The organism is Streptomyces sp. NPDC048751, assembly GCF_043198595.1.
Taxonomy (GTDB): domain Bacteria; phylum Actinomycetota; class Actinomycetes; order Streptomycetales; family Streptomycetaceae; genus Streptomyces.
The window spans coordinates 52,956-65,321 of sequence record NZ_JBICUX010000023.1 but is presented as its reverse complement, the minus strand read 5'-3'; the positions used below and the strand labels follow the sequence as shown (position 1 = coordinate 65,321).

At 72.8% G+C, this 12,366-nt stretch carries 7 protein-coding genes; 4 read left to right on the top strand and 3 right to left on the bottom strand.

Features of this window, described 5'->3' with window-relative positions; genetic code table 11:
- Positions 1 to 27: 27 nt before the first annotated feature.
- The 3 genes from prfB to ACGFNV_RS42845 all read right to left on the bottom strand — a co-directional run bounded on the left by prfB (position 28) and on the right by ACGFNV_RS42845 (position 4,426).
- A complete protein-coding gene (prfB, locus tag ACGFNV_RS42855; RefSeq protein ID WP_393630648.1) occupies positions 28 to 1,134 on the bottom strand; it encodes a peptide chain release factor 2 in 1,107 nt (368 codons plus the stop codon).
- A 267-nt stretch (positions 1,135 to 1,401) separates the two neighbouring features.
- Positions 1,402 to 2,643 carry a serine/threonine-protein kinase gene (locus ACGFNV_RS42850; protein ID WP_393630646.1) on the bottom strand — a complete coding sequence of 414 codons (1,242 nt, stop codon included), beginning with the start codon at positions 2,641 to 2,643 and terminating at the stop codon, positions 1,402 to 1,404.
- A gap of 115 nt (positions 2,644 to 2,758) precedes the next feature.
- A complete protein-coding gene (locus tag ACGFNV_RS42845) occupies positions 2,759 to 4,426 on the bottom strand; it encodes a protein kinase (protein WP_393630644.1) in 1,668 nt (555 codons plus the stop codon).
- A gap of 356 nt (positions 4,427 to 4,782) precedes the next feature.
- Between ACGFNV_RS42845 and ACGFNV_RS42840 the strand changes: the two genes are divergently transcribed.
- The 4 genes from ACGFNV_RS42840 (at position 4,783) to ACGFNV_RS42825 (ending at position 12,295) form a co-directional block, all read left to right on the top strand.
- Positions 4,783 to 8,538 carry an FHA domain-containing protein gene (locus tag ACGFNV_RS42840; protein WP_393630642.1) on the top strand — a complete coding sequence of 1,252 codons (3,756 nt, stop codon included), beginning with the start codon at positions 4,783 to 4,785 and terminating at the stop codon, positions 8,536 to 8,538.
- Positions 8,539 to 8,719: 181 nt separating this feature from the next.
- Positions 8,720 to 10,105: an ABC transporter substrate-binding protein gene (locus ACGFNV_RS42835; protein WP_393630709.1), complete on the top strand. Its 1,386-nt coding sequence runs from the start codon at positions 8,720 to 8,722 to the stop codon at positions 10,103 to 10,105.
- A 70-nt stretch (positions 10,106 to 10,175) separates the two neighbouring features.
- Positions 10,176 to 11,456 carry a carbohydrate ABC transporter permease gene (locus tag ACGFNV_RS42830; protein WP_393630641.1) on the top strand — a complete coding sequence of 427 codons (1,281 nt, stop codon included), beginning with the start codon at positions 10,176 to 10,178 and terminating at the stop codon, positions 11,454 to 11,456.
- Positions 11,453 to 12,295 (top strand): carbohydrate ABC transporter permease, encoded by an 843-nt coding sequence (locus ACGFNV_RS42825; RefSeq protein WP_393630639.1) that lies wholly within the window; start codon positions 11,453 to 11,455, stop codon positions 12,293 to 12,295. The genes ACGFNV_RS42830 and ACGFNV_RS42825 overlap by 4 nt, the downstream gene beginning before the upstream one ends.
- The last annotated feature ends 71 nt before the right edge of the window (positions 12,296 to 12,366 follow it).

Below are 12,366 nucleotides of genomic sequence, written 5' to 3'. Positions count from 1 at the left end.
TGTGAAGCGGTGTTCAAGTCGACAAAGTTACTTCTCTTGCTGCTTGCGCCAGCGAATTCCGGCCTCCAGGAACCCGTCGATCTCACCGTTGAACACGGCCTCGGGGTTGCCGACCTCGTGCTCGGTGCGCAGGTCCTTGACCATCTGGTACGGGTGCAGCACGTAGGAACGCATCTGGTTGCCCCAGGAGTTGCCGCCGTCGCCCTTGAGGGCGTCCATCTTGGCCTGCTCCTCCTGCCGGCGCCGCTCCAGCAGCTTGGCCTGGAGGACGTTCATCGCGGTCGCCTTGTTCTGGATCTGCGACCGCTCGTTCTGGCAGGAGACGACGATGCCGGTGGGGATGTGGGTGAGGCGCACCGCCGAGTCGGTGGTGTTCACGCCCTGGCCGCCGGGGCCGGACGACCGGTACACGTCCACCCGCAGTTCGGTCTCGTCGATCTCGATGTGGTCGGTCTGCTCGACCACGGGGAGGATCTCGACGCCGGCGAAGGAGGTCTGGCGGCGGCCCTGGTTGTCGAAGGGCGAGATGCGCACGAGGCGGTGCGTGCCCTGCTCGACGGAGAGGGTGCCGTAGGCGTAGGGGACCTGCACGGCGAAGGTGGTGGACTTGATGCCCGCCTCCTCCGCGTACGAGGTCTCGTACACCTCGGTCTTGTAGCCCTTCTGCTCCGCCCAACGCAGGTACATCCGCTGAAGCTTCTCGGCGAAGTCGGCGGCGTCGACGCCACCGGCCTCGGCGCGGATGTTCACGAGGGCCTCGCGGGAGTCGTACTCACCGCTGAGGAGCGTACGGACCTCCATCTCGTCCAGTGCTTTCCTGACGGCGGTGAGCTCGGACTCGGCCTCGGCGCGGGTGTCCGGGTCGTCCTCCTCCTCGGCCATCTCGAAGAGCACGGCGAGATCGTCGATCCGGCCGCGCAGTGCCTCCGCCTTCCTGACCTCGGCCTGGAGGTGGGACAGCTTGCTGGTGATCTTCTGCGCCTCGTCCGGGTTGTCCCACAGGGACGGCGCGGCCGCCTGCTCCTCGAGCACGGCGATGTCTGCCCTCAGCTTGTCGAGGTCCAGAACGGCCTCGATCGACTCCATGGTCGAGGAGAGGGACTTGAGCTCTTCGGATACATCGACGACTGCCACGCCCCCCAGCGTAACGGCTCCGCCAAGCGGGCTGTGCAAGGTGACCCTGGCCGACGGTTGGGCACCCGGCACCGGTGCACCGCTCCTGGGGGCTCCGCCCCCAGCCCCCGGACCTTTGCCCACCCACCACCCGACTCGGCAGGACGAGAGGTGCACCACCCGGGGCCAGGATCACTTTCTGTCTCACCGAGTCGGGTGGTGGGTGGGCACAGGCGGGGTCCACGGGCGGAGCCCCTGGCGGGGTTGCGGGGGTGGAGCTCCTGCGTCTCAGGGCGCCGCAGGTGCCGACGTGCCCGGCCCCTGCGGGGGCGCCCCCGCGTCATCGCCGGACGTCGCCACCCACGTACCGACGCCCACCGCGGTCGCCAACACGACCGCACCCACCCCCAGCGCCAGCCGGCGCCGGCGAGTGGCCGCCCGGTGCCGCGCGGAGCCCGGCCGGGGCGCGCCGGAGGCCCGCGGCGCCCGGGCGGTCCCGCGCGCACCCCCCGCCAGCTCGTCGGGCGCGGGGACCCGCATCGACGTATGGGTGTCGCGGTTGGAGTCCGCCGGTTTCGCCCCCGGCACGAGCGGCACGGCCCCGCGCCGCACCGGCGCCGAACGGACCGGCTCCTCCGGCGGAGCCTCCCGTACGGACTCCTCCTCCGCCTCCGAGTCCGGCTCGTCCACGTCCAGCGGCGGCATCCCCGTCAGCGTCGGCAGCTGCTCCCGCAGCCGCGCGGCGAGCTCCGAGGCCCGCAGTCGCGAGGCCGGCGCCTTCGCCAGGCACTGCACGATCAGCTGCCACAGCTCGTCGGGGATGCCCGGCAGCGGCACCACCGTCTCCGTGACGTGCCGCCGCAGCACCGCGCCCGGGTGTCCCCCGCCGAACGGGGTGAAGCCGGCGAGCAGCTCGTACAGCACGGTGGCCAGGGCGTAGATGTCCACGGACGCTCTCGGGGGCAGGCCCTCGACGATCTCCGGGGCGAGGTAGTCCGGCGTTCCGATGATCTTCGTGGCCCGGGTCCGACGCGGTGTGTCGATGAGCTTGGCCACACCGAAGTCCGTCAGCAGCGCCCGGTGCGAGCCGCCGGGGCCGAGGGGGCCCTGCATGTCCAGCAGCACGTTCTCCGGCTTCACGTCCCGGTGTACGACCCCGGCCGCGTGCGCCGCCGCGAGGCCCTCCGCGATGTCCGCCACGATCGCCACCGCCGCCTCGGGCGCGAGGCGGCGCTCACGGACCAGGCGGGTGCGCAGGTCCGTACCCCGGACGAGGTCCATGACCAGGGCGAGGTCGTTGCCGTCGACCACCAGGTCGCGGACGGACACGACGTGCGGGTGCTCCAGGCCGAGCAGCGCGGTGCGCTCCTGGACGAAGCGTCCGACGAGTTCCTGGTCGGACGCGAGGTCCTCGCGCAGCAGCTTGATGGCGACGGGGCCGTCCGGCCCCTCACCCAGCCACACCGTGCCGGCGCTGCCCCGCCCCAGGATCTGGTGGGCGGTGTACCGGCTGCCGATCTTCCGTGCCAAGGCTGCTCCTACAGACGCGTGTTGCCGTTAAAAGTACGCGTCCGGCGAGCCAACCTTCACCGCGGAGACAGAAATCACCCGCCAGGTGTCGACAAATCCACAGAGTCACGTCCTGCTAGCTGGAAGTCCCGCCCAGTTCCCCGATCCACCCGGTCACGGTGTTGAACCAGTCGGAGAGCTGTGCCCAGTAGCCCTTGCCGGTGCCGATCCACTCCTGCAGCGGGCTCAGCTCCCAGACCAGCCACCCCGCGACGAACAGGACGACGATCGTGAACAGGCACCCCTTCAGGCAGCCCAGACCCGGGATCTTCATCGGGTTGGCGCTGCGCTGCCGCGGCGCCCGGGGCTCCCGCTCGGGCCGCTGCCGCTGCGGCGGCGCGGGCGGCGGGGCGTACCGCTGGGGCTGCGGGGGCTGCTGGGGCTGTGGCGTGGCGTACCGCTGCGGCTGTTGCTGCTGCGGATGGCCGTAGCCGGGCTGCGGCCGCTGCTGGGGGCGTTGCTGCGGTGCGGGCCGCGGCTGCTGCTGCGGGCGCGCGACCTGCCGCTGGGGGCGGCGGCGCAGCGGGTCCTCGCCCGGGTCCAGGTACTGCTGGACCTGGGTCTGCTCGTTGCGGTCGCGGGCGGCCCGCAGCTGGTTCTGCCAGGGGTGGGGCTGCTCCGGCGACTGCCCGCCGGGCTGGTTCTGCGGCACCGGCGGCATGACGGCCGTCGGGTCGGCGGCCCCGGTGTTGGGCAGGACGGCGGTGGGGTCCGCGGCGCCCGCGGGGCCGCCGGTGTGGGGCAGCACGCTGGTCGCGGCGTTCGGGTCGTAGCCGCCGGCGCCGTTCTGGAAGACCTGGGTCGGGTCGGCCGAGCCGGGGACGGGCGCGGGCGTCGGGTCGGGTGCGAGCAGCGCGCCGACGCTCTCCGCGGCGGCGATCTGCGCGGAGTTCGCGTGCACCCCGATGCCCTCGGCGACGACACGCAGGCCGCGCGCCAGGTTCTCGGCGCTGGGCCGTTCGTCGGGGTTCTTGCGCAGGCAGCGCTCTATGACCGTCCACAGCGGGTCCGGGACCGTGGAGGGGCGGCGCGGCTCGGCGCTCAGGTGCTGGTGCAGGACCTCGAGGGCGGAGCCGCCGGAGAACGGCGGACGGCCGGTGACCAGTTCGTACAGCAGGATGCCGGCGCCGTAGATGTCGACGGCGGACGTCTGCGGGCGGCCCTCGGCGGACTCGGGCGCGACGTACGCGGGCGTGCCGACGAACTCGTGCGTGCGGGTGAGGCCGGGTGAGTCGGCGAGCCGGGCGATGCCGAAGTCGGTGAGCATCGGGTGCATCTGGCCGCCGTTCTGCTGGAGCAGGACGTTGGCGGGCTTCAGGTCGCGGTGCACGACGCCGTCGGCGTGGCTGGCGGCGAGCGCGTCGGCGATCTGGGCGGTGAGCAGGGCGGCGCCGACGGGTGTGAAGGGGCCGTTCTCGCGCAGGTAGCGGTGCAGGTCGGGGCCGTCGACGAGGTCCATGACCAGGGCGAGGAGGTCGCCCTCGACGACCAGGTCGCGTACCCGGACGATGTTGGGATGGGTCAGGCGGAGCAGGACGGACCGCTCCCGCAGGAACCGCATCACGATGTCCGCGTCGTTCGCGAGCTCCTCCTTGAGGACCTTGATCGCGACGGTCTCTCCGGGCTGGCCGGGCACGGCCGCCTCGGCGCCCGCGGTCTCGCGCTGGCGGGCTCGCCAGACGGTCCCCGTGGCGCCGCGTCCGAGCGGCTCCTCGAGGAGGTACTTGCTGCCTACCGGCCGCACGTCATGCGCTCCCTGTTGCTTGCGAATGTTCCGACCCACTGTAGTGCCGCCCCACCCGGCACCGGGTTGTCGACTTTCCCGGGGATTTCCCCGAGGCTCCCCGGGGGCTTCTCCCGGTCGTACGTACGCGTTCCCGTACATGTTCGAAGGAAAGACGCTCGCCTCGGTCCACTGGTTGCCGGAGCCGGACGTGACCGATCTCAAGTGATCAATGTCGATGTCGTGGTCAGGCACTTTTGCGGGCAGAGCCGACCAATCAAGATCACTTGACGCCGAGGCGGGGGCGCGGTGTCAGTGGCAGGTGCGAGGATGCTGCCAGTTACTGGCCGACGCGCTGGAAGGGACCGCTGACGGCGATGCAGATCCGGCTGACCGTCGTAGACCCGCTGGGCCCGCCCTCCGAGACGCGGGCCCGTGCCGCGAGCTGCGACGTGCTGGTGACGGCGCCCGCCGGCACGGCCCTCGCGGCGGTGGCGTCGGCCCTGGCCTCGGCGGTCTCCGGAGACGGGGGCGCCGCTCCCGCCGAGCGCGGACGCGAGCAGGGCGGAGGTCCCGCGTCGCGCGGCCGGGAGCACACCGGCGCCACCGTGGTGCTGTACTGCGGCGCGGAGCGGCTGGATGCCCAGCGCTGCACCCTCGGCGAGCCCCCGCTGATCGACGGAGCCGTGCTGTCCCTGGGCGCCCCCGCCGACCCCGAGCCCCATCCCGAGGTCGACGACGCCCCGGCGCAGCTGCACGTGGTCGCGGGGCCCGACGCCGGCGGGGTCCACCTGCTGCACGGCGGGCAGATCCACGTCGGCCGCTCCGCCGACGCCGACGTCCCGCTCGACGACCCCGACGTCTCCCGTCTGCACTGCGCGGTCACCCTCTCCTCCGACGGCCGCGTCACGGTCGCCGACCTCGGCTCCACCAACGGCACCACGCTGGAGGGCATCCGCGTGGGCGCCCGCCCGGTCCGTCTGGCACCGGGCGCCCTGCTACGCATAGGCGAGTCGGCCCTGCGGCTGGCCCCCGCCGGAGGCCCCGGCGCGCGCGTCCCGACGACGCCCGACGGCGAGGGGCACGTGCGCGTGTCGTGCGGCGGAGCCGCCCGGACGGACACCGGGGACTCCGGCGGCACGACAGCGGCGGCGGCCCGGCGCCCGTTCACGGTCCACGCGCGCGTGCCGGCCCCCGGGAGCGAGGGCGCGGTCTCGGCGGACTCCCCGGCGACGGACCGGACGGCCCGTGCGGCGGCCGACGCGACCGACCGGAGCGAACCGTCCGGGGGGACCCGGCACGCCTACGGCGCCGTCGACTGGGCCGCCACCGCGACGCCCCCGGGCGCCCGGCCCCGCGACCCGGCGGAACCGCCCGTGGTGCCGGGCCAGGGCGGGGCGCCACGCATCGAGACCCACGACGCCCCGCACCGCACGCGGTCCCGCGTCAGCGGTACGGCATCCCGGGGCACCGCCCCCCGCACCTCCCCGCGCGACACCCCCGGCCACGGCGGGGACACCCACACCGGCGGCGCTCCCTCACCCGGCACCGCCCCCGGCACCGACTCCCACGGCGCCCCCGGCGACGGCGGGGACACCCATGGCGGCGGGTTCGTCTTCGGTGCGCCCGGCACCGACGGAGCCGCCCCCGCGCCCTCCGGCACCGGCCAACGGTCCGCTCCCGCACCCTCCGGCACCGGCCAACCGCCTGCCCCCGCACCCACAGACCCCGACCCCCGTGAGACCGCCCGCCGCAAAGGCACCCCCCTCCGCGGCACCGACGTCCCGCAGGGCGTCCGCAGGCGCGGAGGCCTGTCCGCGTGGGCGCGCCGGCTGAAGGGCGGACGCGGCCCTCAGGAGGCGGCCGGGAGCGAGGCGTACGACGACGAGGAGGAGACCGGCGCGGTTCCCGAGCCGGCGTTCGTCGCGCCCGGGATACCGGAGACCTGGCCGGACCCGGCCGCGCTGCTGCTGACTGCACTGGGCCCCGGTCCGCGACTGTGGGAGCGCGGACCGGGTCACCCGGAGGCGCTGACGGTACGGCTGGGCACGGCCGACCGGGCCGCACCCGACGGCTCGGGCCTGCTGCCCGCGGTGCCGGTGACTGCGGACCTGCGCGAGGCCGGGTCCCTGGGCCTGGCAGGGCCCCGCACCCGGCTGTCCGGGCTGGCCCGCGCGGTGCTGGCCCAGCTGGCCGCGCTGCACTCCCCCGACGCGCTGGAGATAGTCCTGATCAGCACGGACCGCTCCCGCCCGCAGGAGGAACGGGTCGCCGAGTGGTCATGGCTGGGCTGGCTCCCCCACCTGCGCCCGGGCCACGGCCAGGACTGCCGCCTCCTCCTCGCCCACGACCGCGAACAGGCCGCCGCCCGCACCGGCGAACTCCTGCGCCGGCTGGAGGACCAGCTGTCGGACACCGGCACGGCACCGGCAGCCGGCCACGGCACCCACGACCCCGCCCCCGCCGATCAGCCCCGCCGTCGCCCCTCCTGGGCCCAGGGCGCCGACGACAAGGACACCGCCCACCCGGGGCCGTACACCGTGGTGGTCGTCGACGGTGATCCCGGTGGCGCCGATCTGCGCGAGGCGGTGGCACGGCTGACGGTGGAGGGCCCGCGGGCCGGGATACACGTCGTGTGTCTGGCCGAGACGGCGCCCGCCTCGCCCGCGTCGCCGGTGACGGAGACGTACGAGGCGGCCTGCACGGCGTCGCCGACGTTCCGGGAGTGCGGGGCGGTGGCGCTGCTGAGCGGGGACGTGGCGACGGCCCTGCGGCTGTTGCGGATAGCGCGGACCCCGACCGAGCAGGATCGTGCGGACGGACACCCGAACCGGCGCTCCGGTCCCGTCGGCCACGGCACGGTGGCCGTCGTGGACGCCGTCTCCCCCGCCTGGGCGGAACGGTTCGCGCGGGCGCTGGCACCGCTGCGCACGGACGGCACCGGCGGCGAGGGCCACGCGCGTGTGTCGGCCCCGCTGCCCCAGGCGGCACGGCTGCTGGACGAGCTGGGTCTCGCCCGGGCCACTCCGGCGTCCCTGATGGCGCGCTGGGCGGACGCGGCCGACGACGCCGAGGCGCTGGGCGGACGGGCCCGGGCCGTGCTCGGCGCGGGTCCGCGCGGCCCGGTCGGGGTGGACCTCGTCGCCGACGGCCCGCACCTGCTGATCGAGGGCCCGACGGGCAGCGGGCGTACGGAACTGCTGCGGGCCGTCGTCGCCTCGCTCGCCGCCGCCGAACGCCCCGACCGGCTCGGCATCGTCCTCGTCGACGGCCGGGACACCGTGAGCACGGGCGGCACCGGTCACGGCGAGGGCTTGCGCGTCTGTACGGACGTACCGCACGTCACCACGCATCTCACCGCGAACGACCCGGTCCGCATGCGGGAGTTCGCGCAGTCGCTGAGCGCCGAGCTGAAGCGGCGGGCCGAGTTGCTCGGGCGGTCCGACTTCGCCGAGTGGCACACCCACCGTGAGGTGTCGGGCCGGATCGTCGCCCAACGCGGCGCCGCGCGCGGCACAGCCCCGGCGGGGTCCGGTGCCGGGGATCTCGACACCCCGCCGAGTTCCACGCTGCGGCTGCGCCCCTCCGCGGCCGCGCGCCGGCAGGCGGAGGCTGCGCCGCCGCTGCCCCGGCTGGTGGTGGTCGTCGACGACCTGGACGCGCTGGTCTCGCCTCCGCTCGGATCGCCCGGGCGGCCCGCGGCCGGGTCCGTGGTGCGGGCGTTGGAGTCGGTGGCCCGGGACGGCGAGCGGCTCGGCGTGCACCTGGTGGCGGCGGCCGCGCTGGGAGGCCGTACGACCGAGTCGGAGACCGCCCGGCGGGCCTCGCTGCGGATCACCCTCGACGCGCCCGGGGCGGGCCCTGACGATCCGTCAGCGGGTCGCGGGCGCCTGGCCCACGGGGACGGGGGGCTCACACCGTTCCAGGGCGGTCGTGTCACGGGACGCATCCCGCGCACGGCGACCCTGCGCCCCACCGTGGTGCCCCTGGACTGGCAGCGCATGGGAGACCCGCCGACCCGGCGGCCCGTGCGGGAACTGGGCAACGGCCCCACCGACCTCGCCCTGCTGGCCAGCGCGTTGGAGCGGGCGGCCCGGCAGGTCTCGGCGGCGGAGGTGCCGTCGCTGCTCTGACCGGACCTGACGAACCGTCCGTCGTCGGCCGAACCGTGGGAACCGCCCGAAACACAGTCACGAGGCGGTCACGATCCCCCGGTTGACAAGGTAGGCGCTCTTGCCGACCCCTGGCTCCCGGCGTAGACCAGTGCCACGGGACACGCTCGAACGTTCGACGAGGACGAAGAACGGGGCAGTGATGGTCAGCAGGAGCAGCACTCACCGGACACGCAGGGCCGCGAAGACGGCAGCCGCGCTCCTCGCGGGAGCCCTCGCGCTCTCGCTCACCGCGTGCGGCGGCAGCGACGACGACAAGAGCAGCGACAAACCCTCGGGCAGCACCAGCAAGGAACCCGGCACCTCCCTCTCCCTCCCCAAGCTGGACGGCACGACCCTGGAGGTCGCCGCCGTGTGGACCGGAGCGGAGCAGAAGAACTTCAAGGCGGTCCTCGCCGAGTTCGAGAAACGCACCGGCGCGAAGATCACCTTTGTGCCCGCGCAGGACCCGATCATCAACTTCCTCGGCTCGAAGATCGCGGGCGGTAAGCCGCCGGACATCGCGATGCTTCCGCAGCCCGGCGCCATCAAGCAGGCCGTGGACAAGAACTGGGCCAAGCCGCTCGGCGCCGAGGCGCAGGCCGAGCTCGCCAAGAACTATTCGCAGGGCTGGCAGGACATCGGCAAGGTCGGCGGCAAGCAGTACGGCGTCTACTACAAGGCCGCCAACAAGTCGCTGATCTGGTACAACGCCAAGGTCTTCGAGAACGCGGGGGCGAGCGAGCCCAAGACGTGGAAGGACCTCGTCAGCACCGCGCAGAGCGTCTACGACTCGGGTGTGACGCCGTTCTCCATAGGCGGCGCGGACGGCTGGACGCTCACCGACTGGTTCGAGAACGTCTACCTCTCGCAGGCCGGTCCTGAGAAGTACGACCAGCTCGCCCAGCACAAGATCAAGTGGACGGACCCCTCCGTGAAGGAGGCGCTGACCACGCTGGCGCAGATCTGGGGCAAGAAGGACTTCATCGCGGGCGGCGCGAAGGGCGCGCTGCAGACGGAGTTCCCGGCCTCGGTGACGCAGACCTTCACCGGCGGCGACCAGCCGAAGGCGGGCATGGTCTTCGAGGGCGACTTCGTGCAGGTCAACATCGGTGAGACCAAGGCCAAGGTGGGCACGGACGCCAAGGTGTTCCCGTTCCCGGCGGTGGGCGACTCCGCGCCGGTGGTGTCCGGTGGTGACGCGGCCGTCATCCTGAAGGACTCCAAGGGCGCCCAGGCCCTGGCCACCTTCCTGGCGTCGCCGGACGCGGCCACCATCCAGGCCAAGCTGGGCGGCTATCTCTCACCCAACAAGAGCGTCGACCCGTCCTCGTACCCGAACGAGGTGCAGAAGAAGATGGCCGAGGCGCTGATCGCGGCCGGTGACGACTTCCGCTTCGACATGTCCGACCAGGCGCCGCAGGCCTTCGGTGGCACGCCCGGCAAGGGCGAGTGGAAGGATCTCCAGGACTTCCTGAAGAACCCGACGGATGTCGCGGGCACGCAGAAGAAGCTGGAGCAGGACGCGGCACAGGCGTACGGAAGCTGATCCGGCGATGACATCGCCACCGGCGGCAGGGGTCACCACGGCCCCTGCCGCTCCACGCAGTCGCAAGAGCGTGACCGGCACCCGCAGGACCGTGGCAGCCCTGTTCCTGCTGCCCGCCCTGGTGCTGCTGGGCGCGCTCGTGGTCTACCCGATCGGGTACTCGGTCGTCCGCAGCTTCTACGACCAGTCCGGCGACGGCTTCGCCGGTTTCGACAACTACGAGGCCCTGTTCACCGACGACGGCATCCGCACCGCGCTGAAGAACAACATCATCTGGGTGGTGTTCGCGCCGACCGTCGCGACCGCCCTCGGTCTGATCTTCGCGGTGCTGACCGAACGGGTGCGCTGGGGCACGGCGTTCAAGCTGGTCGTCTTCATGCCGATGGCGATCTCGATGCTGGCGGCCGGCATCATCTTCCGTCTCGTCTACGACCAGGACCCGGACAAGGGCGTCGCCAACGCCGTCTGGGTGGGTGTGCACGACACCTTCGCCCAGTCGTCGGCGTTCCCGAAGGCGCACCCCGGGCGGGACTCGCCGCTGCAGGCGCGGAGCGGCGGATTCCTCACCAAGGCCCCCGTCCGCGCCGGTGACACGGTCCTGCTCCCCCTGGTCGGCGTCGCCCCCGACCAGATGCCCGACAGCGCGAAGAAGGCCGTGGCGCCGAAGGCCGAGCCGGGGAAGATCACCGGAACGACCTGGCAGGACTTCACCCGCGGCAAGGGCGTCGGCACCCTCGGCAAGCCCGACCCCGCGGAACTGGGCTATGCGGGAATGCGGATCGAGGCCGTCAAGGACGGCAAGGTGGTCGCGTCGACGAAGGCATCCGACGACGGCACCTTCACCCTTCCGGACACGGCCGACGGGGCTCAGCTGCGGCTGCCCGCGAGCAACTTCGAGGAGCCGTACAACGGACTGGACTGGCTCGGCCCGTCGCTGGTCACCCCGGCGATCATCGGGTCGTACATCTGGATGTGGGCGGGCTTCGCGATGGTGCTGATCGCGGCGGGGCTCGCGGGGATGCCGCGGGAGCTGCTGGAGGCGGCCCGGGTCGACGGAGCGAGCGAGTGGCAGGTGTTCCGCAGGGTCACCGTGCCGCTCCTGGCGCCGGTCCTCGCGGTCGTCACCGTCACCCTGATGATCAACGTGCTGAAGGTCTTCGACCTGGTCTTCATCATCGCGCCGGGCTCCTCGCAGGACGACGCGAACGTGCTCGCCCTGGAGCTGTACCGGAAGGGCTTCTCCGAGGACCAGCCGGGCATTGCGAGCGCCATCGCGGTGTTCCTGCTGCTGCTCGTGATCCCGGTGATGTGGTTCAACGTCCGGCGGCTCAGGCGGGAGGTGCGGCGATGACGAAGTGGCTCGTGCAGAAGGTCAACGGTGGCCTGGTGCGCGTCTTCCTGCTCCTCGTCGGCCTGTTCTGGCTCGTGCCGACCTTCGGTCTGCTGCTGTCGTCGCTGCGCACCCCGCAGGACATGGCGGCGAGCGGCTGGTGGACGGTCTTCTCCAAGCCGTCCCAGCTCACCTTCGACGCCTACGACAAGCTCCTGCAGAACAGCGACATCACCGACTCCCTGGTCAACACCATGCTGATCACGGTCCCGGCGACGGTCCTGGTCGTGGTGATCGGCTCGCTCGCCGGCTACGCGTTCGCGTGGATGGAGTTCCCGGGCCGGGACTGGTGGTTCCTGGGCGTGGTGGGACTGCTGGTGGTGCCGGTGCAGGTGGCGCTGATCCCGATCGCCGAACTGTTCGGCAAGATCGGTCTGTTCGGTTCCGTCCTCGGGGTGGTCCTCTTCCATGTGGGCTTCGGTCTGCCCTTCGCGGTGTTCCTGCTGCGGAACTTCTTCGCGGAGATCCCGAAGGAGCTGCTGGAGGCGGCCCGCCTGGACGGCGCCGGTGAACTGCGTCTGTTCGCGCGCGTGGTGATGCCGCTCGGCGGGCCCGCGATCGCGAGCCTGGGCATCTTCCAGTTCCTGTGGGTGTGGAACGACATGCTGGTCGCGCTGGTGTTCACCGACTCCGGCAGCCAGCCGATCACGGTCGCCCTGCAGACGCAGGTACGGCAGTTCGGCAACAACATCGACGTCCTGGCGCCCGGCGCGTTCATCTCGATGGTGATCCCGCTGGCCGTGTTCTTCGCCTTCCAGCGGCAGTTCGTGTCCGGTGTGATGGCGGGCGCTGTCAAGTAGCCGCACACAGGGCGTTTCCCAGGGGCGGGCCGCCATCGGCCCGCCCCTTCGCGTTCACCCACGGTCCCCCG

Coding starts and splice junctions, on each gene's coding strand:
- ACGFNV_RS42840 (WP_393630642.1), top strand. CDS start 4,783: ATGCAGATCCGGCTGACCGTCGTAGACCCGCTGGGCCCGCCCTCCGAG.
- ACGFNV_RS42825 (WP_393630639.1), top strand. CDS start 11,453: ATGACGAAGTGGCTCGTGCAGAAGGTCAACGGTGGCCTGGTGCGCGTC.
- ACGFNV_RS42835 (WP_393630709.1), top strand. CDS start 8,720: ATGGTCAGCAGGAGCAGCACTCACCGGACACGCAGGGCCGCGAAGACG.